General features: G+C 49.7%; 24 protein-coding genes. 10 read left to right on the top strand and 14 right to left on the bottom strand.

All coding sequences use genetic code 11. The features are described from left to right. Window positions 1-17: 17 nt before the first annotated feature. Window positions 18-404 (bottom strand): Co2+/Mg2+ efflux protein ApaG, encoded by a 387-nt coding sequence (gene apaG, locus A37S_RS0118170; protein ID WP_028298224.1) that lies wholly within the window; start codon window positions 402-404, stop codon window positions 18-20. A 33-nt stretch (window positions 405-437) separates the two neighbouring features. On the opposite strand from apaG, the gene A37S_RS0118165 reads away from it, so the two are divergent. Then, window positions 438-1,211 (top strand): serine hydrolase, encoded by a 774-nt coding sequence (locus tag A37S_RS0118165; RefSeq protein WP_028298223.1) that lies wholly within the window; start codon window positions 438-440, stop codon window positions 1,209-1,211. 172 nt (window positions 1,212-1,383) lie between these two features. Here A37S_RS0118165 and A37S_RS0118160 read toward each other — a convergent pair whose 3' ends face one another. Next, entirely contained in the window at window positions 1,384-3,498 is a 2,115-nt protein-coding gene (locus tag A37S_RS0118160; protein ID WP_028298222.1) for a type IA DNA topoisomerase, read from the bottom strand. 208 nt (window positions 3,499-3,706) lie between these two features. Between A37S_RS0118160 and A37S_RS25215 the strand changes: the two genes are divergently transcribed. Next, window positions 3,707-4,126: a DUF2141 domain-containing protein gene (locus tag A37S_RS25215; RefSeq protein WP_051293279.1), complete on the top strand. Its 420-nt coding sequence runs from the start codon at window positions 3,707-3,709 to the stop codon at window positions 4,124-4,126. On the opposite strand, the gene A37S_RS0118150 is transcribed toward A37S_RS25215, so the two are convergent. From A37S_RS0118150 to A37S_RS25210, 4 genes are read right to left on the bottom strand one after another with little or no spacing between them, the layout of a single operon-like run. After that, window positions 4,100-5,311, bottom strand: coding sequence for a lycopene cyclase family protein (locus A37S_RS0118150; RefSeq protein WP_028298221.1), 1,212 nt, complete (start codon window positions 5,309-5,311; stop codon window positions 4,100-4,102). The two genes, A37S_RS25215 and A37S_RS0118150, sit on opposite strands and share 27 nt — an antisense overlap. Next, window positions 5,277-5,765 (bottom strand): sterol desaturase family protein, encoded by a 489-nt coding sequence (locus tag A37S_RS0118145; protein WP_028298220.1) that lies wholly within the window; start codon window positions 5,763-5,765, stop codon window positions 5,277-5,279. Before A37S_RS0118145 ends, A37S_RS0118150 begins: the two co-directional genes overlap by 35 nt. A 13-nt stretch (window positions 5,766-5,778) precedes the next feature. Next, window positions 5,779-6,624: a phytoene/squalene synthase family protein gene (locus tag A37S_RS0118140; RefSeq protein ID WP_028298219.1), complete on the bottom strand. Its 846-nt coding sequence runs from the start codon at window positions 6,622-6,624 to the stop codon at window positions 5,779-5,781. After that, window positions 6,587-8,128, bottom strand: coding sequence for a phytoene desaturase family protein (locus A37S_RS25210; RefSeq protein ID WP_051293278.1), 1,542 nt, complete (start codon window positions 8,126-8,128; stop codon window positions 6,587-6,589). The genes A37S_RS0118140 and A37S_RS25210 overlap by 38 nt, the downstream gene beginning before the upstream one ends. Window positions 8,129-8,262: 134 nt before the next feature. On the opposite strand from A37S_RS25210, the gene A37S_RS0118130 reads away from it, so the two are divergent. From A37S_RS0118130 to A37S_RS0118110, 4 genes are all read left to right on the top strand, one after another. Next, the gene (locus A37S_RS0118130) at window positions 8,263-8,937 is read left to right on the top strand and encodes a helix-turn-helix domain-containing protein (protein WP_157278823.1); all 675 of its coding nucleotides are present in this window, start codon (window positions 8,263-8,265) and stop codon (window positions 8,935-8,937) included. Next, a complete protein-coding gene (locus A37S_RS25205) occupies window positions 8,915-10,228 on the top strand; it encodes a cryptochrome/photolyase family protein (protein ID WP_342663610.1) in 1,314 nt (437 codons plus the stop codon). The genes A37S_RS0118130 and A37S_RS25205 overlap by 23 nt, the downstream gene beginning before the upstream one ends. Window positions 10,229-10,698: 470 nt before the next feature. Then, window positions 10,699-13,203: a TonB-dependent receptor gene (locus tag A37S_RS0118115; RefSeq protein WP_028298217.1), complete on the top strand. Its 2,505-nt coding sequence runs from the start codon at window positions 10,699-10,701 to the stop codon at window positions 13,201-13,203. 1,036 nt (window positions 13,204-14,239) lie between these two features. Next, window positions 14,240-14,608, top strand: a complete 369-nt coding sequence (locus tag A37S_RS0118110) for a hypothetical protein (RefSeq protein WP_157278821.1) — start codon at window positions 14,240-14,242, stop codon at window positions 14,606-14,608. 236 nt (window positions 14,609-14,844) lie between these two features. On the opposite strand, the gene A37S_RS0118105 is transcribed toward A37S_RS0118110, so the two are convergent. Both A37S_RS0118105 and A37S_RS0118100 read right to left on the bottom strand, forming a co-directional pair. Next, window positions 14,845-15,450, bottom strand: a complete 606-nt coding sequence (locus A37S_RS0118105; protein WP_028298215.1) for a zeta toxin family protein — start codon at window positions 15,448-15,450, stop codon at window positions 14,845-14,847. A 2-nt stretch (window positions 15,451-15,452) separates the two neighbouring features. Further along, on the bottom strand, window positions 15,453-15,695 hold the full coding sequence (locus tag A37S_RS0118100; protein ID WP_028298214.1) for a hypothetical protein: 243 nt from the start codon (window positions 15,693-15,695) through the stop codon (window positions 15,453-15,455). Between the two features lie 288 nt (window positions 15,696-15,983). Between A37S_RS0118100 and A37S_RS0118090 the strand changes: the two genes are divergently transcribed. The 3 genes from A37S_RS0118090 to A37S_RS25200 all read left to right on the top strand — a co-directional run bounded on the left by A37S_RS0118090 (window position 15,984) and on the right by A37S_RS25200 (window position 18,864). Next, window positions 15,984-18,140 carry a S9 family peptidase gene (locus tag A37S_RS0118090; RefSeq protein WP_028298212.1) on the top strand — a complete coding sequence of 719 codons (2,157 nt, stop codon included), beginning with the start codon at window positions 15,984-15,986 and terminating at the stop codon, window positions 18,138-18,140. Between the two features lie 160 nt (window positions 18,141-18,300). After that, window positions 18,301-18,519, top strand: coding sequence for a hypothetical protein (locus A37S_RS0118085; RefSeq protein ID WP_028298211.1), 219 nt, complete (start codon window positions 18,301-18,303; stop codon window positions 18,517-18,519). Between the two features lie 3 nt (window positions 18,520-18,522). Then, window positions 18,523-18,864 (top strand): putative toxin-antitoxin system toxin component, PIN family, encoded by a 342-nt coding sequence (locus tag A37S_RS25200; protein WP_051293277.1) that lies wholly within the window; start codon window positions 18,523-18,525, stop codon window positions 18,862-18,864. Between the two features lie 187 nt (window positions 18,865-19,051). Here the strand turns inward: A37S_RS25200 and A37S_RS0118075 are convergent, their stop codons facing one another. The 4 genes from A37S_RS0118075 to A37S_RS25195 form a co-directional block, all read right to left on the bottom strand. After that, window positions 19,052-19,321: a DUF6266 family protein gene (locus A37S_RS0118075; protein ID WP_157278819.1), complete on the bottom strand. Its 270-nt coding sequence runs from the start codon at window positions 19,319-19,321 to the stop codon at window positions 19,052-19,054. Between the two features lie 248 nt (window positions 19,322-19,569). Next, on the bottom strand, window positions 19,570-19,722 hold the full coding sequence (locus A37S_RS27225; RefSeq protein WP_157278817.1) for a MerR family transcriptional regulator: 153 nt from the start codon (window positions 19,720-19,722) through the stop codon (window positions 19,570-19,572). Next, window positions 19,715-19,876, bottom strand: a complete 162-nt coding sequence (locus A37S_RS27560) for a hypothetical protein (RefSeq protein ID WP_169719529.1) — start codon at window positions 19,874-19,876, stop codon at window positions 19,715-19,717. Before A37S_RS27560 ends, A37S_RS27225 begins: the two co-directional genes overlap by 8 nt. An 82-nt stretch (window positions 19,877-19,958) precedes the next feature. Continuing rightward, a complete protein-coding gene (locus A37S_RS25195) occupies window positions 19,959-20,237 on the bottom strand; it encodes a helix-turn-helix domain-containing protein (RefSeq protein WP_051293276.1) in 279 nt (92 codons plus the stop codon). Between the two features lie 140 nt (window positions 20,238-20,377). Between A37S_RS25195 and A37S_RS0118060 the strand changes: the two genes are divergently transcribed. Further along, complete coding sequence (locus A37S_RS0118060; protein WP_028298209.1) at window positions 20,378-20,614, top strand: hypothetical protein; 237 nt, start codon at window positions 20,378-20,380, stop codon at window positions 20,612-20,614. Here the strand turns inward: A37S_RS0118060 and A37S_RS0118055 are convergent. Further along, on the bottom strand, window positions 20,587-21,174 hold the full coding sequence (locus tag A37S_RS0118055; protein ID WP_028298208.1) for a hypothetical protein: 588 nt from the start codon (window positions 21,172-21,174) through the stop codon (window positions 20,587-20,589). The genes A37S_RS0118060 and A37S_RS0118055 overlap by 28 nt on opposite strands. Next, a complete protein-coding gene (locus A37S_RS0118050) occupies window positions 21,155-21,949 on the bottom strand; it encodes a LytR/AlgR family response regulator transcription factor (protein WP_028298207.1) in 795 nt (264 codons plus the stop codon). The genes A37S_RS0118055 and A37S_RS0118050 overlap by 20 nt, the downstream gene beginning before the upstream one ends. Between the last annotated feature and the right edge of the window lie 9 nt (window positions 21,950-21,958).

Below are 21,958 nucleotides of genomic sequence, written 5' to 3'. Positions count from 1 at the left end.
ACTTATAACTTACTGATTTAGTTAAGTTTATGGTCTGCCATTAGGCTGAATTTTGGTATCTCTACGGTAATGATGACACCGTCTATTTCGCGCAGCATTTCATAGTAACCCTGCATGCTGCCCATATCGGTCTTGAGGTTGCAGCCCGATACGTAGGAATACGTATCCCCTGGTGCAATGATGGGCTGCACACCTACCACTCCATCGCCTTCCACCTCGCGATGGGTACTGTTCGAATCAAAAATGAACCAATGCCTCCTCAACAACTGCACGCTATAATCATTATTGTTTTCTATGGTAATCTTGTAGGCAAACATGAAATGATCGTTGTCCGGTTGCGAATATTCGGGTTGGTATATCGCTTCTACGGCTATCTTAACGCCTTCTGTTATCTTGGAGACCATGGTAGAATGTGTTTATTACTGTGCAAGATAAGGATGATTGGCAAAAAAAAGAAATTTTTTGGATTCTGTCAGGATACAATACCGCTCGATAAGACAAACGAATTCTTGTCCGGACTGAAAAAGCAAGTAGGCAACATTACCCAGGAGGAGTTTGTGGCCTTCCAACAGGGGACGTACGCTTCGTACAAAACGACGTTTGAAAGGGCGGTACTTATCCTAAACCTTTCGCTCGATGACCAAAATCAAATCAACGGACTTTTTCTCAAACCATTTGAAGAAAAGCGTAATGCAGCGGGAAATACCGTAAACGCATTGGGAAATATACCACAAGAGCAGGCGCAACTTATTTTTGACCGCACAGGCACCTTTTCCGACAAAACGCAGCTTTCCATAGCGGTCATTGAAAATGGAGCCGTAAAGTACTATGGCATCATCAAGGAAAACGATAGCCTCAAGACCATCGACAATAAGGACAGCGTTTTTGAGATCGGCTCCATTACCAAGGTGTTTACCGCTACGCTGCTGGCCGATGCCGTGCTCGAGCAAAAAATAAAACTGGATGACAACATCAATACCTTTTATGATTTCCCTTTTAAAGATGATATAGCTATCTCCTTCGTAGGCTTGGCCAACCACGCCTCTGGCCTTCCCAGATTGCCCTCGAACCTGGGCCTAGGTTGGCATATCCTTAAGGCAGAATGGGGAAAGGACATTTATTGGCACAACGGAGGCACGGGCGGATACTCCTCTTCCATGGCGATGGATACTATAAACAGCACCGGAATCGTCATTCTTTCCAATGTATAGGCATTCCACCCTGATATGGCCAATATCGACAAGCTTTGTTTTGACCTGATGAAAAGCATTGACTAAAAAGCAATAAGCAGATAAAGGAGAAATTCTTGTGCTATCCAATCCTGCTGCAGAGGCATACTCTGGGCTTTGTTTCTGCCATCAGCGAAGGTGGGAAACTTGTCCGTTAAGGCGCTATATCAATGTCGAACCGCTCATTGATGATCAGTTTGCCTGCGGTGATATGCTCCTTGCCAGGCACCTGTAGTCCCTTTAGCTTAGTGGTCTTGCCCTTGGTCAGTAGATCCGCCACTTGTTTTTCCGTCAGCTTTTTGCCAAACAGTTCAAACGGCACTTTGAAGCCGCATACCTTGAAGTTGGCACATCCATATGCGGCATTCCCTTTTTTCATGAGCTGCTTCTTGCATTTGGGACAAGGTAGTTCTTCTATGCTGATGGATTGCTTGGGTGTCGTTGGGGTGTTAGTCTTCTCTGCTTTTGGAGAAGACGATTCCTCCACAACGGCAATCACCTTGTAATTGGCGGTTTTCACTTCGTGGGTAAGGTCAACCACCATTTGTATCAGTTCCTGTTTGAAGGTATCCAAGGCATATTCGCCCTTTTCGATGAGCCGCAGTTTGCGTTCCCATATGCCCGTCAGCTCGGGGCTTTTCAATAGTTGCGTTTGTATGGTATCTATCAGGTCGATACCGGTTTGGGTGGCGTGGATGTTCTTCTTACGCTTTTCAATGTACTTTCGGCGAAACAGCGTCTCAATGATATTTGCCCTGGTGGAAGGCCTGCCTATGCCATTATCTTTCAACAACTCCCGCATCTCTTCATCATCTACCTGCTTTCCGGCTGTTTCCATGGCCCTTAGCAAGCTTGCTTCGGTATAAGGCTTGGGCGGGGTCGTTTTGCCGTGGTGTATTCGGGGCGTATGGGGGCCATTTTCCCCTACCGTGAAATGGGGCAAGATCTTTTCCTCTTCCTCTCCCTCCTTCCTGGCCACCGCGTCCTGGGCATATACTTCTTTCCACCCGGGCTCTAGGATCTGCTTGCCCGTGGCTTTGAAGCCTACTTGTCCCACCTTACCCAGCACGGTGGTGTTGGCTATTTTACACTCGGGGTAGAAAACGGCAATGAACCGCCTTGCTACAAGGTCATAGATGCGTTTCTCCTGCAGGGAAATGCCTCCGGGATACATGCCTGTGGGGATGATGGCGTGGTGGTCTGTCACTTTTTTGTCGTCAAAGACCGCCTTCAGCTTGGGAATGGGCTTTGCCAATACTGGAGCGATGAGCTCTTTATAAGGCTCCATATCCCGAAGGATATCGGCCACCTTGGGATGGAGGTCTTCCGAGAGGTAGGTGGTGTCTACCCTTGGGTAGGTTACCAATTTTTTCTCATAGAGATTTTGGATATATTTTAGGGTATCATCGGCAGAGAAAGCATATTTTTTATTGGCCTCTACCTGCAGGGCCGTAAGATCGAATAGGCGGGGATTACCTTCTTTGCCTTCCTTGCGCTCGAAAGCGGTAATCTCAAAGGGGTGCTCCTGCAAATAGGCCAGGCCCTTCTCTGCCCTTTCCAGTACCTTGATTCGATCTATAGTGGAAGTAAATTCCGTTTCGCGGTAAAGGGTTTTCAGCTCCCAGTATTCCTCGACCACAAAGGCGTTGATTTCTTTCTGCCTTTGTACGATCATGGCCAGGGTGGGCGTCTGTACCCTTCCGATGGACAGGACGGTCTTTCCCTGGGCAAATTTTTTGGTAAACAAGCGTGTCGCGTTCATCCCCAGCAGCCAGTCGCCGATGGCTCGGGCACTGCCAGCGGCATAGAGATTGTCATATTGATGGGCCTCTTTCAGTTTCTGGAACCCTTCCCTGATGGCCTGTTCGGTGAGGGAGGAGATCCAAAGCCTTTTTACGGGCACCGTGCATTTTGCCTTCAGCAATACCCAGCGTTGTATCAACTCCCCTTCCTGGCCGGCGTCCCCACAGTTGATGACCTCTTCGGACTGCTGCACCAGCTCTTCGATGACTTTGAACTGCCTCAGCACACCAGCATTGTCTATCAGTTTGATTCCGAAGCTAGGCGGGATCATGGGCAGGTTTTCCAACCGCCAGTATTTCCATTGCTCGGAATAGTCATGCGGTTCTTTCAAGGTGCAGAAATGCCCGAAGGTCCAGGTAACCTGATAGCCGTTGCCCTCGTAATAGCCGTTTTTGCGTTGTTTTGCTCCGATAATATCGGCGATGTCTTTGGCAACACTTGGCTTTTCGGCAATGCAAACTTTCATGAACAATCAATAGATAGTAGGACGGCAAAGGTCGGATAAATTGAGCGTTTTGGGTATAGAACCCGTTTATTTTATTGAGAAAAATGGGTCTGCTTTGATGAGAATTCTATAGTTTTGGCTGATGACAGCTTTGGATGTGTTCTTATCTCAAGGATAAAAAAGCCTCATAGACAGAGAAAACCCGCCATTGAGAACAAATTCTTTTCTGATGAAATACGTATTGATAATACTGGCCTCTATCCCTTTTTGCAACTGCGTGGTACAAGCCCAGGTGAAGGTGTCGGTGAGTAATATAGACCAGCGGAAAGGGAATATATACCTGGCGTTGTACGATAGTGAGCAGGACTATATGAAGCCCGAAAAAGCCTTTCGGAAAAAAATAGTGGCGGTATCTGGGCTTTCGGAAACGACGATAGCCGTAGAAAGTATACCTAGTGGTCGATATGCCATACTTTTATTCCTAGACGAAAATGGCAATGGTGTGCTGGATAAGAACATGTGGGGTATACCGAAGGAAAAATATGGCTTTTCGGGCGATAAGCGACCTTTGATGCGGGCTCCCAGCTTTGAGGAGGCATCGGTATACGTAGAGGAAGTGGCCTCACCGATCCACATTTCGCTTAGATAGCTTGCAAGGGCTTTTTAGGAGTTCCTGGATGGCCTGTTTAGAAAACAACCCGATGGGCAGGCTCTTGAAAATGGATAACTCGGTGCCTATGGTCGACTGGTTGTCGAGGAAACGCAGTACATCTTGCACTTTGTTGTTTTGGAACAAACGGAAGAGCAGCCCCGCACCTTTCTCGGGGTACTTTTCCATGATGGCTAGCATGATGCGATCGTAAAAGTCGAATCTTGTGGGTACCTCCTCCTTGTAGGCTCTGGGCATTTTGCCTGCATTGATATCTTGGATTATTTTTTCCGTATGTCGGCAAACAAATGAAAAGGTATAGCCCGTGGAGGGCTTGCTACAGCCACCTGCGGTACCAATGGGGACAATGCCCCGATGTGGCTGGGTAAATTGATAGTCCGTCATAGGGATGATGCCTTTTTCCCTTGCAATTGCGGTCATTTCCGCCTCGGGAAACTTTTCCTGGATATAGCGCTCCAGCGCCTGTTCCAATTGGTGCTCGGGAAGGATGCTTGGCGTAAAGAGCGTATATTCCACCAAGGCGGTGTGGGCAGAAGTAGGCAATAAATAGCAGAAGGCTACCGCTTGCGACTGCGGCACGGTAAAATCCATCAAAAGGGCGGTACTCGGGTCAAAAATGGCTTGTTTCGCTTGCACGAAATGACCTACGAATTGTTGATATAGCGTATGCCCCGCACGGTGCTGTAGTGCTTGTGGCTCGAAGCGGCTATCGAAAACGCTATGGGCACGGAAGGTGCTGTCTGCCGTTTTGATCACTTGCTCATTGCCAATGGTGGTGATGCTGCATACGCTTGCCTCTTCGGCATGCACATGGCCATGCTTCCGAATGATGGACCAGGCGTATTCGCGAAACCTATTGGACGAGATCAGGTTATAGCTGTAGGGCAGCAAGTTCTTTTTCAGTGTTTTGTCTCCAAGGGCAAAAGCCACGTTGGTCCAGCTTTTCTCCGCCAAATGATCCCATTTTGAAGTGCCGGCTTGCCAGAAACACCAAGTGCGCGGGGCATATCCATCAAAGGAACTATCTAGCAAGAGGATCTTTTTTTGGGCAGTAGGCTTGTTCTCCAGTAGGGCGACAGCCAGCATCAATCCGGCAAGGCCGGTACCGATTATGGCAAAATCAAAAGGCTCATTTGCCTGTATTTTTTTGTTGCAGCTGTTCATCTCTTTCAATTTTGTCGCGGTATTTCTTTTCGACAAATAAGAAGCCAAAAGATTCACCGTTTTCCTTTCCCAAATGCTTGTGATGCATCTTGTGCGCCCAGCGCAGCTGCTTTACATACCTGCTTCGCGTACGCGTAAACCACCTGACGCGTTGGTGCACGATGATGTCGTGTACGAAGAAGTAGGCAATGCCGTACAATAGGATGCCTAGCCCGATGCAATAGAGCCAAGGATTGGACCAGAGCTTGCCGAGTAGGAAGCTGCCTATACTGGGAATGGAGAATATGATGGCAAACCAATCGTTCTTTTCCAGTTTGCCCTCGTGTGGCTGGTGGTGGTCGCGGTGCAAAAACCATAGCAATCCGTGCATGATGTAGCGATGTGTAGCCCAGGCCACCCATTCCATGGCAAAGAACACAGCTATTACAACCAAGACATAAGCGATATATGTCATAATGTAAACCAATTTAGGTAAAATGAAGTTTGCGCATGATGGTGAGTCGCAACACCAGCAGCAGCTTTTGCATATTGGGTACGCGCACCCTCCTTTTCATCACCACCTCGGGCGGCAAGCTTCTTATCTTTTGAAAGAGGCAGAGGTAATAGCGGTAGGCCACATAGACGCCAAAGCGCGCCTTGGGTGGCAGGCCCTCGATACCCCTTAAGGCCGCCTTGAAATCCCGTAAGATATCGTCTTCGATGGATTTTTTGTCCGCAGCACTAAAGCGGTTAAAATCTACGTTTGGGAAATACTGCCTGTCTAGGCTTTCCATATCGTCCCGAATGTCGCGCAAAAAGTTCACTTTCTGAAAAGCCGACCCCAAGGCCGTAGCCGCAGGTGCCAGCTGTTTGACCAAAGCCTCGTTGCCCTCGCAAAATACCTGTAGGCACATCAGGCCTACTACCTCTGCCGAGCCATAGATGTAGTCTTTCAGCTCCTGTTCATTTTTCCATTCCTTTTTTTCCAGATCGGTAAACATGCTTCTGAAAAAAGCACTGATCAAGGCTTTTTGGATGCGGTATTGACATACCACCAGTTGGAAGCTTTGGAGAATGGGATTCAGGCTGATGCCCTGTGCGATGGCCGTGAACGTATCCTCTTCAAATTTTTCCAGCAGCGCTCGCTTGTCGAAGTCGTGAAAAGTGTCCACAATCTCGTCTGCCAGTCGCACAAAACCATAGATGCCCATTATGGGATCGCGCAGATCGGGATGCAGCAATTGGATGGCAGACGAAAAGGAAGTGCTGTATTTTCTCGTGACGCTATGGCTGCAGCTAAAGCTCGCTTGGCTGAACAGAAAAAGGGTATTCATGTTTTTCTTTGGTTGAATGAGTGGAAAAATCGAGTTTCTGTTGTGCATATTTGAGCACTTGTTCGGCTACCATCTTGCCAGACAGGAATGCAGGCGGTAGCCCAGGCCCCGGAACGGTCAGCTGCCCACAGAAAAATAGGTTTTCCACCTTGCGGCTATGCATCCTAGGTTTGCCAAAGGCTGTTTGCATGAGCGTATTGGCCAGCCCGTAGGCATTGCCTTTGAAAGCATGATAATCTTGCTGAAAATCACTGATGGCATAATCTTTTTGGAAAACGATGTGGTTTTTGATGTCTGTTTTCGTTCGCTCTTCCAGCCTCTTCAATACCATGTCTAGGTACTCTCGCCTCATGGCAGCAGTGTCTCCGTCCAATCCCGCGGCAACTGGTATCAGCACAAAGAGATTCTCACAGCCTTCGGGAGCCACGCTGGGATCGGTAACCGATGGGGCACAGACATAAAAGAGCGGATTTTTCGGCCACTCAGGATCTTGATATAGGGCCTTGCCGTGCCCTTCAAAGGAAGTGTCGAAAAAGAGCGAATGGTGCTGCAAGGGCAAGCGTTTATCAATACCTAAGAAATACAGTAAGCAAGATGGAGCCATCTCCCTGCTTTCCCAATAGCGATTGTCGTATTGGCGGTAATCTTCTGGCAATAGCGATTCGATGCCATGGTAGTCGCCCGCACCGATAACGATATCCGTTGCCAGCCTTTCGTTGTTGAATCGTACTGCCCTGGCCTTTTTGTCTTCCATATCAATGCCCGCTACGTCTGCACCGAAACGGAACTTGACTCCCAGGGCCTTCGCCAGCTTATAGACCGCCTTTACGATTTCGTGCATGCCCCCCAGTGGATACCAGGTTCCTAGCCTCGTATCGGCATAGTTCATCAGGCTGTACATGGCTGGTATACGGTGGGGCATTGCGCCCAGGAAAATGACGGGAAACTGCATGATCTTTCTTATGAGGGGATGGCTGAAATACCGGTTCACATGTTGCTCCATGTTGCGGAAGGGCTGCAGCTTGTGCAATAGCGAAAGGATGTCGCCAGACATAAACTCCGACAGATGCAAGGCGGGCTTACTGGCAAATCGATGCATGCCTACGGCGTATTTTGCAGCGGCATCGTGCATATAGGCCTGCAACCTTTCACGGCTTCCGGTCTCCAATGTTTCAAATAAACGCCCCAGTTCTTCCATACTGGACGGAATGTCCCATTCTTCGTTTTCGAAAAACACCGTGTAAGACGGGCTTAGCCTGACTAGCTTGTAATAGTCGGAAGTCTTTTTGCCAAAATCGGCAAAGAAGCTTTCGAAAACATCGGGCATCCAGTACCAACTCGGACCCATATCGAACACAAAGCCTTTTTCGCTAAATTGCCTTGCTCTGCCCCCAGGAGTCGCATTTTTTTCCACTACACTTACCTCAAACCCACATTTTCGTAAATAGCAGGAGGCAACCAATCCAGCTAATCCAGCGCCAATTATGGTAACATGTGAATGCATATTAATATGTTTTTGTACAAATATAGATTATTTTAGTATGTTTCAATAACAATATTGGTATTTTTTAATACTAATTATTTGGTAACTTTGCATATTCCCATTTTAAATACGTGTATATGTACGGCTATGCATTTTTGAAAAGCTTGATTTTGGAGTTGGAATCTTTTGAGTCCGAGTACGGCGGGGGGGCAGTTGACATGCCTTCTTTCTCGCGTTGGCTTATGGAGCGTCATGCACAAAACGCCAGTACCACAGCGCAATTGGCAGACAGGCTGCAATGGAATGGCAAGAACCGTGGGGGGCAGCCCCACTATACCGCATCCTCTTTACTGACCCATCTGGGACGCTATAAGATGAACTATGTGCGCATGGCGCTTGAAGGAACGCCCTTCGATACCTATGATGAATTTGCCTTTGTACTCAGCCTGGTTTTTGCGGGCTCCTATACCCAATCCCAATTGATAGAAAAACATGTGCAACTGAAACCGACGGGCATGGAGATCATCCGCCGTTTGTTGCGCAAGAACCTGATCGTTCAGGAGGTTTCGCAAGATGACAAGCGCAGCAAGAAGCTTTCCGTGACCGATATGGGCAGGGCAGCTTTTTACAAGACCCTCTCTCGCATCAATGCGGTAAACGATATGGTGATGTCGCCCTTGAACCGACAAGAGCAGCTCCAGCTTTTGGAGCTGCTGCAAAAGCTGGACAAGCCCCATCGCGAGGTCTTTGAGCACGAGAAGAAGTTGGGCTTGCCGGAGTTGATGGCAAAATTCAATATCCGTGTACATGAGCGCGACGAAGATCACTAACATGACCATGCCGCTGACTATCTTTTGGTTTCGCCGGGATCTCCGGTTCAGCGACAATGCTGGACTGTACCATGCCCTGCGTGCTGGACTGCCCGTACTGCCTGTTTTTGTTTTCGATACTTACATCCTAGATGAGCTGCACGACAAAAGCGATGCCCGTGTGTCCTTTATCTACAAGGCATTGGCTAGGCTGCAGGCGGAGCTTCGGTCTTTCGGCAGCAGCCTTCTGGTAAAGAGGGGAAAGCCCGAAGAGGTCTTTGAAACCTTGATGCAGGCATACGAGGTCAAGCATATCTTCACCAATCGCGACTATGAGCCCTATGCCTTGAAAAGGGACGAGAAAATTGCCCATATGGCCCGTCGGCAAGGCATCGGCTTTCATGCTTTCAAGGATCAAGTGATCTTTGATGGGGAGGAGGTGCATAAGGATGATGGCAGTTGCTACACCGTGTTCACCCCCTATTACCGTAAATGGATGGCCAGTTTAAGTCCTTTTTACCTGCAGGCCTATCCAAACGAGCGCTATGCCAAGCAGTTGTTGCAATGGGAAGCGACCCTACCCGCTCTGAACGATATTGGCTTCCGAGAGACCACCCTTGCCCTGCCTCCCTATGCCATTCCCGCAAAAACCGTTCGGGAATATGAAAAAAACCGTGATTTCCCTTTTTTGGAACAGGGTACCTCGCGACTGGGCGTCCACTTGCGCTTTGGCACCATTAGCATCCGACGCCTGGCAAGCTATGCACAGCAGCACAGTGCGGTGTACCTCAAAGAGCTGGTATGGCGCGAATTTTATCAGATGATCTTGCAATGCTTCGCTCAGGTAGGGGAAAACAGGTCATTCAAGGAGGAGTACGATGCCATAGCTTGGCGCAACAAGGAATCGGAGTTTGCATGTTGGAAGGCGGGTAAAACGGGCTTCCCCCTGGTAGATGCCGGCATGCGCGAATTGGCCGAGACGGGCTTTATGCACAATCGTGTGCGGATGATCACGGCTTCCTTCTTGACCAAGAACCTTTTGATAGACTGGCGATGGGGCGAGGGCTGGTTTGCCGAGAAGCTGCTGGACTATGATTTTGCCTCCAATAATGGAGGTTGGCAATGGGCCGCGGGTTGCGGTTGTGATGCCGCGCCCTATTTCCGTATTTTCAATCCGCTGGCACAGGCAAAGAAGTTCGATCCCGACGAAATATATATCCGCAAGTGGGTTGCCCGAGTACGGCACTTCGGCATATCTAGGACCCATAGTGGACCTCAAGGAATCGCGCGAGCGTTGCCTTGCGGTTTATAGAAGGGCTTTGGTAAGGTAACTGTTTGCACCCAATGGGAAGGGGTGTACAACATATTCCCATTTTTTTTATTTCTCGCAAAGCCGCGGAGGCGCAGAGAAAGGTACTTTGCGTCTCTGCGTCTTTGCGTGCCATTTTTTAAGATGCAAAGGCTTACCATTCGCGAGCAAGAGTGAATTATTGCCCACCCAACGGGAAAGAACCATTAGGTTAATAGGCAAATTGTTGTTACATTTGCCGCACATCGCAATAGGGGTGCCTTGTTTGTCCAGCAATGGATCGACACAAATCAAGGCTGAGATTATACCCATCGAGAGCGGATGATTTCGCTTTCGAACACCTGATCCGGGTAATGCCGGCGTAGGGAGGGAGTGCCGCACTAGCGGACAAAAAAATACAGTAAACAGTAAGTTAATTTGGCTTTTGCTACCCCTGCAATCGTCTTTGTTTAACGTGTAAAAACAAAGGTATTGTGAACAGGAAAATCGTTTTGAGCATTTGGGTATTGTTTTGCCCATTTGTCCTATGGGCGCAACATGCGCTCACCGTGAAAGTGGTGGATGAAGAAACCAAGGTAGCCCTCTCCGGGGCCTCCGTATACCTGGGCGCTGCCGCGTCGGGCGTGCAGGCAGATAGGCAAGGGCAAGCCACCTTTCGGCAATTGAAGGGAGGAAGCTATTTGCTCAGGGTAAGCTATGTGGGCTATCAGGCCGTGCAGCAAGAGTTGACCATCGACGCCAACAAGGAGGTATTGATTGCGCTGAAGCGCAGGCCCTTTCTGGCCGATGAGGTGGTCGTAAGCGCCACCCGGGCCAATCAAAACTCGGCCACTACGTTTAAGAACCTCAATAAAGAGGACCTGGCCAAGAACAACCTGGGGCAAGACCTGCCCTACCTCCTAGACCAGACCCCCGCCGTGGTGACCTACTCGGATGCAGGGGCAGGAGTAGGCTATACGGGCATCCGCATACGTGGTAGCGATCCCACGCGGGTCAACGTTACCATCAACGGCATTCCCTACAATGACTCGGAGAGCATGGGAACCTTTTGGGTGAATATGCCCGACTTTGCTTCCTCGGTAGACAATATACAGATACAGCGCGGTGTGGGCACCTCTACCAATGGAGCAGGAGCCTTTGGCGCCAGTATCAATGTGCAGACCAATAGCCGCATCGATACGGCTTATGCCGAGCTGGACAATACCTTTGGCTCTTTCAACACCTGGAAGAATACCGTGCGCATCGGTACGGGGCTCATCAACGATAAATTTACCTTCGATGGTCGTCTCTCCCGCATCAGCTCGGATGGCTTTATAGATCGGGGAGCATCCGACCTCAAGTCCTTTTACCTCAGTGGTGCATGGTATGGCAAGAACAGCTTGCTGCGTGCCAACGTCTTCTCGGGCAAGGAAAAAACCTACCAGGCATGGAACGGCATTCCAGAGGAAAAGCTCTTTGGCACGGCCCAAGATGTGGAAGGTTATATCGCGGACAACTGGCTCGAAGGGCGCGATGCCGACAATATACGTAACGCCAATCCGCGTACCTACAACTCTTTCCTGTACAAGGACCAGAACGACAACTACCAACAAGACCATTATCAATTGCTATTCTCCAATAACAGCGTAGACAGGTTGGTGCTGAATGCGGCCTTGCACTATACGCGCGGGCGTGGCTATTATGAGGAGTACAGACCAGGGGAATCCTATGGATCTTATGATTTAGACAATGTGGTACTGCCCGACACCACCTTTACGAGGACGGACCTGGTGCGGCAGCGCTGGCTGGACAATCATTTCTATGGCCTCACCTATTCGGCCGAGTACCGCGCTACCGATGCGCTGAACCTCACCTTGGGCGGGGCCTACAACGAATACCTGGGCGATCACTACGGCGATATCGTTTGGTCGCGCAATCCGCTTTTTGCCCAAGGCGAACACTACGATTTTGATGCCGACGGCTCCTTCGACACCAAGCACCGCTATTATTTCAACGATGCCAAGAAAACGGATTTCAATGTCTTTGGAAAAGGGGAATGGCGGATGGGCGCGGCATCTTTCTTTGCCGACCTGCAGTATCGCCGGGTGGGCTATTCCTTTTTGGGCTATGATCGCAACCTGAACAATGTGCAGCAGGATGCCAACATGAGCTTCTTCAATCCCAAATTTGGCGTGAGCTATCAATTGGAAAATGCCGGGCAACTCTATGCTTCCTATGCCATAGGCAATAAGGAGCCCGTGCGCAATGACTTCGAGAACTCTACACCCGATAGCAGGCCCAAGGCAGAGCACCTGCAAAATATAGAGCTGGGCTACCGCCTGGGCAGAAGGCAATTCAATGCCGGCATCAATGCTTATGGCATGTTCTACCGCGACCAGCTCATACTCACCGGGCAGGTAAACGATGTGGGCGCACAAACGCGCATGAACGTGCCCGATAGCTACCGCGTGGGACTGGAGGCCGATGCCAAATGGCAGCCGATAGCCCAATTCTCCTGGGCGGTGACGGGTGCCTGGAGCCGCAACAAGGTGAAAGACTTCTATGAGTACATTACCGTCTATGACGAGAATTGGGATCCAGTGGGGCAGGTGGAGAACCACTTTGAAAACACCAACATTGCGCTCTCGCCTAGTTTTGTCGGGAGCAGTGAGCTGGCCTATAGGCCTTTTGGAAAGGCCGAGGTGGCCTTTATCTCCAAATACGTATCGCGCCAGTACCTGGACAATACATCCGACAAGGACAGGAGCTTGGACGCTTTCTTCGTGAACAACCTGCGCTTGGGCTATGCCTTTTCGGTCAGAGGAGTGAAAAACATTGGCATCAATTTGCTGATCAACAACCTCTTCAACGAGAAGTATGAGCCCAATGGCTATACTTACAGTTCCGTATTTGAGGGCGACCCCACGGTGTACACGTCCAACTTCTACTATCCGCAGGCCGGGACCAACTTCTTGCTGGGGCTGAACCTCAAGTTTTAGTAGTACGCTTACTGTCCCCCTCTGGAGAGCCTGTCCCGTCAAAACGGGAGGGGCGCGGTGGATCGAGCGTTGGCAGGGGGAGGCAGTAATCATAAATATCAAGTAAGAATTGCCAGTAGATAGGTAGCACGCCATGCTGTCCCCCTCTTCAAGGGGGGTGCGATGGAATAAGAGCATTGGGAGGGGGAGGCAGTAAACGCAACAAGGATTATTTATTAGTTTTTTTATGCTTCAATTCCTCCCCCTACCCCCTCCAGAGGGGATAGAGACCTGCAAAGGTAGTGCGCCATACTGTCCCCCTCTTCGAGGGGGGCGCGGTGGAATAAGAGCAAAGGCAGGGGGAGGCAGTAAACGCAACAAGGATTATTGATTATTTTTTTTATGCTTCAATTCCTCCCCCTACCCCCTCCAGAGGGGGATAGCGACCTGCAAAGGTAGCACGCCATGCTGTCCCCCTCTTCAAGGGGGGTGCGATGGAATAAGAGCATTGGGAGGGGGAGGCAGTAAACGCAACAAGGATTATTGATTATTTTTTTTATGCTTCAATTCCTCCCCCTACCCCCTCCAGAGGGGGATAGCGACCTGCAAAGGTAGTACGCCATACCTATCCCCCTCTTCGAGGGGGGCGTGTTGGGACTGAGCGCTGGGAGGGGAGGTCGTAACAAGTCTCCATCCGATTCCGCAGACTAGGGATAGTCTATATAGCACGCCATACCGTCTCAATACTGGCTCAAGTTTGAGCGAGGGGAACTGCGAAGGCCTAACTTGGGCCTAAAGATAAGAAGAAGCTTGAAGCTTCCCAGATAAGGCAAGCAGCAAGCTTGCCAATATTTAGTGGCACAAGCTAGCCTATCTGCACGTGGCCTTCCCCTAAGCTTGCGCCAGTTCCAGGTGAGGGGGAGGTCCTATATACAAAAACTATTGCCCTTCACTCATCTAAACTTGCCTTTCACTCATTCTTTCAAAAGCGGTAGCAATACAAGCGTATCTTTAGTCCATTAACGTTCTAATGGTAGTAATCTCAAATTATAACAGCATGAAAAATTCATTGATTAGCAAAAGCCTGGTCGTATTGGTATGGATGACGGTAAGCTTTGCCGCATGTAAAAAATCATCCGAGGAAGAAACGGGCACGATCTCCTTGGTTGGCACCAGTTGGACGCGTACCATCAACACTACAGACTATGAAAGGTACCGCTTTGTGGACAATAACAATGTAGTAATAGAGATGGTGTTGAGTAACATTCCGATAGATTTTGAGGCAACTTATCGGGTAGAGGGTGCTACCGTGTACATATCCGGTACGATAGCGGGCATACCCAGCAATTTGACAGGTACCATCTCTGGAAACCGGTTGACTCTTTCTGACGGTGGACAGGCCACGGGCGTTTTTATTAAGGATTAAAAGGCGTGAGCGCACCGAGTTGTTCTGGATACTGGCTCAAGTTTGAGCGAGGGGAACTGCGAAGGCCTAACTTGGGCCTAAAGATAAGAAGAAGCTTGAAGCTTCCCAGATAGGCAAGCTGCAAGCTTGCCAATATTTAGTGGTACAAGCTAGCCTATCCGCGCGTGGCGTTCCTCTAAGCTTGCGCCAGTTCCGTGGATACATGACATCGAAAACTTACCATGCCCGGAAATACGCTAACTATCTCGCTTTAGAAGAGAGGCCTTAAGCTCCTGTTGTAATATCTTGCCCCATTTTGTAGCCGGTCTTTCCAATACTATCTTTTTGTTCAGTAAACGAAGAAGGGGATTGACGGCATCTTGAATTGACTCTAGAACCAACACAAAATCAAACTGATCAATGATGGAGAAAAGAGTTTTTTTACTATACTCAAAGTTATATGCAATACTAAAGCTATCTACGGCATGTCCCTGCTCCTTTATGCGTTGGGTTACACGTTTTTGAGATTCTTCTATACTGCCAAGAGCAATAAAGATGAGGGAAGTGACGTACTCATGTTCCTTGAATTTGTTTACCGTTTCAAGAATTTTATTGTCTCTTAAATTGCTTTCGATAGTAAAATCTAAGCGCTCTCCCAAAGCTTTGTTTATGAAATTATCTAAGGTATAATCCAAAGCATGATACAGATTTTCATCAGGAAGATCGGGCATTTGCTCTTCCAATTTCTTGAATTCTTTATCTGGATCAAAGATAATGGCGTTAGGACGGGAAAGATAATTAGATAAGCTGCTTTTCCCTGCCCCATTTGGACCTGCGACAAGCGTAAAGTTCTTCGGTTTCAAAATTAGTCAGCAGTGTTAGACCTTCTGGTCTTTATTTCTTCAAAAGCGGGTCGCAACCTTATGTCTAGCTCTTGCTTCGATAGGGTAGCCAAAGGGCCATTATGTTCACTTTGTCCGGACGGTGTTAGCTGATGAGAGACGGGCACAGAATCTTCAATAATATAATCGATGCCAAAGCGATCCAAGATTTCCTCAAGTATCTTTACGTCCTTTTGATTCGATATAGTGGCTGTTATTGTAGTCATATTTTCAGTTTGTTAACCAGCACATTACAAACTTAGGTAAATTGCTTTTTATATGCAAATTACTGGATACTGGCCCAAGTTTGAGCGAGGGGAACGGCAATGGCCTAACTTGGGCCTAAAGATAAGAAGAAGCTTGAAGCTTCCCAGACAAGGCAAGCTTCAAGCTTGCCAATATTTAGTGGCACAAGCTAGCCTATCCGCAGGTGGCCTTCCCCTAAGCTTGCGCCAGTCTACCTCATGGCAATTATATCCATTTAAATTGCTATTTTTGGGTTTCAGTTTTTTAGCATGAACAAAACAGCCCCAATCATGATCATACTCCCTTTGCTGGCAGGCTGCGGCCAGGATTCCAAAAAAGAGACCAAGCCCTATGTTTGGCCCCAGGTGGAAGCGCCAAAGGCAGAACAGCTATCCCATGAGCGTACCATACACGGCGATACGGTGGCAGACCCCTACTATTGGATGATAGACTATTTCAAGAAAGGACCCAATAGCGACCGGGTAGTGGCCTACCTGAATGCCGAAAATGCCTACCTGGATACCATGATGGCCGCTACAAAGCCTTTTCAGGAAAGCTTGTTTTCCGAGCTCAAGGCGAGGATCAAGGAGCAGGACGAGTCCGTGCCCTATTTCAAGAATGGCTATTACTATTATTCGCGTACGGAAGATGGCAAGCAGTACTACAAGTTCTGCAGGAAGAAAGGCAGCCTCGAAGCGGCTGAGGAAATCCTGCTGGACGTAGATCAGTTGGCGGAAGGCCACCCCTACTATGCGGCTACGGGCTTCAGCATCAGTCCGGACAACAAATGGATGAGCTACGGCGTAGATACCGTGTCGCGCAGGCAATACACCATCCATATAAAAAACCTGGAGACGGGCGAGCTGCTTAGCGAAACCATTCCCGGCACCACGGGCGGCGTAGCCTGGGCCAATGACAACAAGACCTTTTTCTATACCAAGAACAACGCAGAGACCCTGCTTACCGAAAAGATCATGAAGCACCAACTGGGCGATGGCAGTGGCAGCGACAGGGAGGTCTATGTAGAAAAGGACAACACCAATTACATTGGCGTGGGACGTTCCAAGTCGGGCAGGTTTATCTTCATCTATTCGGGAGCTACGACCTCTTCCGAGGCCCGATTCCTGGACGCCGATCGTCCCGATGGCGAATTTGTGGTGTTTCAACCACGGATGAAGGATGTGCTGTACGATGTAACGGCCCTGGACGATAAGTTTTTGATCGTCACCAACAAGGATGCACTCAATTTCAAATTGATGGAGTGCCCTCTGGACAAAACGGAGCTGGCACACTGGAAGGAAGTGATCCCCCATAGGCAAGACGTGCTTCTGGAGGGCGTGGAGGAATTTAGGGATTTCTTAGTGGTGTCCGAACGTAAGAATGGCCTCACCCAGCTCAACGTGCGAAACCTCCAATCGGGCGAGGCGCATTACCTCGAGTTTGGCGAGCCTGCCTACGATGCCTATGCCAGCGCCAATCCGGAGTATGATACCAAAACCCTGCGTTACAACTACACTTCGCTTACCACGCCGTCTTCTACCTACGACTATGATATGTCTACCCATAAAAAGGAGCTGAAGAAGCAACAGGAGGTATTGGGCGGTTACGAGCCTACGGACTATGTGACCGAACGGCTGTATGCTACGGCCACGGACGGCACCAAGGTGCCCATATCTTTGGTCTATAAGAAGAAGGGGTTCAAGAAGGACGGCTCAGCGCCGCTGTTGCTATACGGCTATGGTTCTTATGGCGCGTCTATGGATGCCGCTTTCAGCAGCACGCGCCTCAGCTTGCTCAACAGGGGCTTTGTGTATGCTATAGCCCACATACGTGGCGGGCAGGAGATGGGCAGGCAATGGTACGAGGATGGCAAGCTGATGAAGAAAAAGAACACCTTTCAGGACTTTATCGACTGCGGCAAGTACCTTATAGCGGAAAAATATGCGGCCCAAGGGCACCTATACGCCCAGGGCGGCAGTGCGGGCGGCCTCTTGATGGGCGCCGTGGTCAATATGGAGCCGAGCCTCTGGCATGGTGTGATCGCGCAGGTACCCTTTGTGGACGTGGTCAATACCATGCTGGACGAAAGCATCCCACTCACTACCAATGAATACGATGAATGGGGCAATCCCAACGACAAGGCTGCCTATGAGTACATGAAGAGCTATTCGCCTTATGAGAACGTGGAGGCCAAGGACTATCCGAATATCTTGGTCACCACGGGCCTGCACGATAGCCAGGTGCAGTATTTCGAGCCGGCCAAATGGGTGGCCAAGCTTCGCGCCATGAAAACGGACAATAATGTGCTGCTCCTGAAAACGGATATGGACTATGGGCACGGAGGCGCTTCGGGCAGGTTCGATTACCTGAAGGATATCGCCCTCAACTATGCTTTCCTCTTTGCCTTGGAAGGAATAGATGAGTGATAAAGGAGTGCCCTACGGGGGCTGAAGGAGCGTGGCCTAAAGGCTAAGCATATGCTCTGGCGTAGAAAAAGATAAAGTACTATCGTTATGACTATCAATAGGTTTTGAGGGGTTGCAGGTTTCATTGGCTTTTGCTATATTTGTTTATAATATTTTGCATATGGCGCAGGTAGGAAAGTTGACAAATGCCCAGATGGAGCTATTAAAGCTGTTTAAATACGAGCTTCCCGAGAAACAGTTGGTGGAGATAAAAAACATATTGGCCAAATATTTTGCCGATACAGCCAGTGACGAGATGGATAGGCTGTGGGAAGAGAATGGGTGGAGCAATGAGACGATGGAAGAGTGGGCAGGAGAGCATATGCGAAAAAAAAGCTAAGGTATGCGGGTTGTACTTGACACCAACGTGTTGCTCGTGTCTATAGCCCGAAAGTCAATCTACCGTCCTATTTTTGATGCCTTGTTGGAAGGTAGGTTCGAGCTTGTTATCAGTAATGAAATCCTGTCAGAATATGTGGAAATTATTGGGCAAAGAGCAAATCCTATTGTAGCCTCCAATATAGCCGAAATGCTACTGAGCCTAAAGAACCTGCACAAAGTAGATGTATATTTTGAATGGCGTCTCATTGAAGGTGATGAGGATGACAATAAATACGTAGACGCAGCTGTCACTGGAGGCGTGGACTGCATAGTATCTAATGACGCCCACTTTAAAGTGCTCTGAGCCGTAAGCTTTCCTAAGGTGCGGGTCTATAACATTGATAAGTTTTTGGACATGTTGACCTGACGTTATCCCCCCAGCAATTAGGTCTCAATTACGCCTTTCTCTTTGCCATGGAAGGCATAGATGAGTGATAAAGGAGATTCGTGTGCCCGTCCGGCAACACGAACCTCCTAGATATCTTCCCTCCTTAGGGGAGGAAATCTTCTTCCTTGTCCTGCTTGGCCACAGTGCTAACGGCCTCAGAACCTCCTCCCACGAAAATGCCGTCGCTTATGCGTACCAGCGCATAGTCGAGCGTAAAATCAGGGTAGGTGCCTATGAGCGCGCGGGCCATGTTGTCCTTGAAAGCCATGTTCATGGCGGTGGCGCTCTCGGTGCGCTTCTGCCCGAAACCGATGCGGACAAAGGCGGTGATAGGCAGCAAAAAGCGCATCATCATGCGTGACGATACAAACATAGCGGGCAAAAAAGGGCATTCCTAGGCTCGTGAGCGGGTTGACGGGAAGGTGACGGGGCACTATCGGCATATTGACGGGAGGCTGACGGGGCATGGACAAAGGCCCAGCAAGTTTGCCAGAAGGAGCAGCGTGTATCGGGGCTTTATCGGCGCACCATCGGCAACATATCGGGAAGGAGTAAGACAGCGGCCGTTATAGCGACGCAGAAAAACGGCTAGCGAGAGCCACTCGTCCCCTTGTTGCTAGGTCATTGGCCGTCGAGGTTGCGGTATACCTTTCTCAGATTTTCCACGTCCTCATTGCGAAAGAGTTTTTTCCCGTTCTCCATCTTGGCCACCCGTATGAGGCCCTTGCGCTGGCAGCGCAGGAGTGTACTTTCGCTAATGCCTACCCTATCCATGGTATATAGTTCGTTCTTCTTCTTTTTGCTTGATAAAATGGCATATGTGGTGCATGTCGGCCTTCAGCCCCTTCACCTCGTGGTACAGCACGCGAAACCAGTGTGTACACTGGGGGCACGCAGCCTGAGGGCTTGTACGTAGATTGGGTATCATGGTATGTCAGGTTGGGTGGGTCCGTGTAAAAGAAGGTGTGCGGCTACAGCATAGGCCTGGCAATAGGCGTTGGTGGGCTCGCCTACGGCTCGTTGGTAAATTCCTTTAGGGCCTGGTTGAGCTCTTCCGTAAAAAAATCCTTAAAGTCGATGTTCAGGCTTACCAGGACGTGCAGCAGCGTACTGAGGAGCATATCGTCTCCCGATTCGTAGCGTCCCCATTGCGGCCGGGCTATATCGGCTATATTGGCAATGGTCTCGAAATTGGTATATCCTCTCTCCTTCCGTACCTGCCTGATCCGCTTGCCAATTAAGTCTAATAACTTCGCATAAACAACATCCCGGTTTTTTCTTTTAGACATATAGCAAAATAAAGGGATAATAAGAATAAGTAACACCCCTTTTGAATAGACAGTTTTAGAATAGACTTCTTTAATAATGTCTACTTTAAAGTATATTTTGCTATCTTTAGGTCATCATACCGACTATTGTACACACAGAAATGGCCACATCATCCATCTATGCGCAATTGCATGCCCCTATAGAGACACTGGGCTTTAGCCAAGGCTTCGTAAAGCAGTGCCGAAAGCGCCATTACCGGCACTTGCAGGATATCGTTGACAAAGGGCGTGAAAGGCTGCTGGCCGATCCTGATATCGACCTGCCCTGGTTCAGTGAACTAACCGAGTATTTAAGCGAACATTTCCTCCTTCATTTATTGGACAGTAAAACAAAATAGTGATTTATCCTTTGGTTCATTTTGATGAGCAACTGCTTTACCTGCCTTAAGGTCTCGGCATCCAGCTGGCTATATTTCTTGCGCAAGCTCTCATAGGAGAGGGGCTCTTGCCTATGCGTGCGCAGGTGCAGGCTCACAAACTGCAGCAGGGGCTTCAACGGTCTGTCGCCCAGCAGCTGCAGGTCCTTTGCCAGTCGCAGCACGAGGAGTATTTCGCGGGCAGATAGCTGCAAGGCACAATGCGCTCCCTGCGCGCTGAACTCGCTGTCAAACCGGGCTAGCCACCGGCCGTAGAAGGATACCTGATCTTTGCAGAAGAGGGCAAATACCTCCTCGTCCAGAGGCAATCCGTCCATGGCCCGTTGCAGGCGCGCACGCCCCTGCAGCTCGTGCAGTTGCTGTTGGCGCAGCGCATCCAGGCGCTCCAGGAGGCGGTAGGCATCGGTGTTCAGGCTATCTAGCAGCTGCGCGCAGCTTGCGGGGGTGGTTCCGCTGCTTTCGGCTTTCTGCCATATCTGCCACAGCTGGTGCAGGCATTGGTTAATGGTTTGCCTTTTCATGTTTCAGTCGTTCTAGTTCCCGTTGCGCCATTAGCTCCTGCACCTGGTGGTGATAGGTCCTGCCCACGGGCACCACCGGGGGCTTGTCCGCGGTGCCGCGCAGGGTGATGCCGCTGTCCACGTTGTACTTTTTGATGCGGTTTTTGGATACGATAAAGCTTTTGTGCACGCGCACGAAGTGTGCGGCCGGCAGCAGGCGCTCCAGCTGGCCTATGGGGTAGTCTACCAGCTCCTTGCCGTCCGTATAGCATACCTGTGCTATTTTCTCCTTTGCCTCCACGTATTCGATATCCACCAGCTTCAGGCTTATCCATTTCTTTTTGCCGGGCAGGCGGAGGCTGCACTCCTCGTTTACGTCTAGCGGGGAGAAATGGCCCTCTCGCCAGTGCCTATAGCCGCGCAGGGTGAGTGCCCGGTCTACCGCCCGGTCAAATGCCTGCTGCGCTATGGGCTTTTGCAGGTAGTAGGCTACCTCCAGTTCATAGAGCTGTGGGCCATAGTGGTCGTAGGCCGTGCAGCATATCACCTGTACCTTGCTGTCCAGCAACCTGATGAGGTCTATGCCGTGCAAGCCCGCCATCTGCAGGTCGGCAAAGAGCAGCGTGACGCCATATTCTTCCACCATGGCGGGTACCTTGCGCGGGTCTGTGGTGGTGTTTACCAGCGACAGCTCTGCCCGTTGGCTTATGTAGTGGCACAACAGGTCTATGGGGCGCTGCTCGTCGTCTACCACGAGGCATTTGAGCGGCGGGATGGGTGTGTGTCTTGTTTCCATAATATTGTT

The organism is Olivibacter sitiensis DSM 17696, assembly GCF_000427965.1.
GTDB lineage: Bacteria > Bacteroidota > Bacteroidia > Sphingobacteriales > Sphingobacteriaceae > Olivibacter > Olivibacter sitiensis.
This window is presented reverse-complemented; position numbering and strand designations above follow the sequence as displayed.

Bases quoted from the DNA above. Each gene is read 5' to 3' on its own strand.
- apaG (WP_028298224.1), bottom strand. From the start codon at position 404: ATGGTCTCCAAGATAACAGAAGGCGTTAAGATAGCCGTAGAAGCGATA.
- A37S_RS0118165 (WP_028298223.1), top strand. From the start codon at position 438: ATGATTGGCAAAAAAAAGAAATTTTTTGGATTCTGTCAGGATACAATA.
- A37S_RS0118160 (WP_028298222.1), bottom strand. From the start codon at position 3,498: ATGAAAGTTTGCATTGCCGAAAAGCCAAGTGTTGCCAAAGACATCGCC.
- A37S_RS25215 (WP_051293279.1), top strand. From the start codon at position 3,707: ATGAAATACGTATTGATAATACTGGCCTCTATCCCTTTTTGCAACTGC.
- A37S_RS0118150 (WP_028298221.1), bottom strand. From the start codon at position 5,311: ATGAACAGCTGCAACAAAAAAATACAGGCAAATGAGCCTTTTGATTTT.
- A37S_RS0118145 (WP_028298220.1), bottom strand. From the start codon at position 5,765: ATGACATATATCGCTTATGTCTTGGTTGTAATAGCTGTGTTCTTTGCC.
- A37S_RS0118140 (WP_028298219.1), bottom strand. From the start codon at position 6,624: ATGAATACCCTTTTTCTGTTCAGCCAAGCGAGCTTTAGCTGCAGCCAT.
- A37S_RS25210 (WP_051293278.1), bottom strand. From the start codon at position 8,128: ATGCATTCACATGTTACCATAATTGGCGCTGGATTAGCTGGATTGGTT.
- A37S_RS25205 (WP_342663610.1), top strand. From the start codon at position 8,915: ATGAGCGCGACGAAGATCACTAACATGACCATGCCGCTGACTATCTTT.
- A37S_RS0118110 (WP_157278821.1), top strand. From the start codon at position 14,240: ATGAAAAATTCATTGATTAGCAAAAGCCTGGTCGTATTGGTATGGATG.
- A37S_RS0118100 (WP_028298214.1), bottom strand. From the start codon at position 15,695: ATGACTACAATAACAGCCACTATATCGAATCAAAAGGACGTAAAGATA.
- A37S_RS0118090 (WP_028298212.1), top strand. From the start codon at position 15,984: ATGAACAAAACAGCCCCAATCATGATCATACTCCCTTTGCTGGCAGGC.
- A37S_RS0118085 (WP_028298211.1), top strand. From the start codon at position 18,301: ATGGCGCAGGTAGGAAAGTTGACAAATGCCCAGATGGAGCTATTAAAG.
- A37S_RS25200 (WP_051293277.1), top strand. From the start codon at position 18,523: ATGCGGGTTGTACTTGACACCAACGTGTTGCTCGTGTCTATAGCCCGA.
- A37S_RS0118075 (WP_157278819.1), bottom strand. From the start codon at position 19,321: ATGTTTGTATCGTCACGCATGATGATGCGCTTTTTGCTGCCTATCACC.
- A37S_RS27225 (WP_157278817.1), bottom strand. From the start codon at position 19,722: ATGGATAGGGTAGGCATTAGCGAAAGTACACTCCTGCGCTGCCAGCGC.
- A37S_RS27560 (WP_169719529.1), bottom strand. From the start codon at position 19,876: ATGATACCCAATCTACGTACAAGCCCTCAGGCTGCGTGCCCCCAGTGT.
- A37S_RS25195 (WP_051293276.1), bottom strand. From the start codon at position 20,237: ATGTCTAAAAGAAAAAACCGGGATGTTGTTTATGCGAAGTTATTAGAC.
- A37S_RS0118060 (WP_028298209.1), top strand. From the start codon at position 20,378: ATGGCCACATCATCCATCTATGCGCAATTGCATGCCCCTATAGAGACA.
- A37S_RS0118055 (WP_028298208.1), bottom strand. From the start codon at position 21,174: ATGAAAAGGCAAACCATTAACCAATGCCTGCACCAGCTGTGGCAGATA.
- A37S_RS0118050 (WP_028298207.1), bottom strand. From the start codon at position 21,949: ATGGAAACAAGACACACACCCATCCCGCCGCTCAAATGCCTCGTGGTA.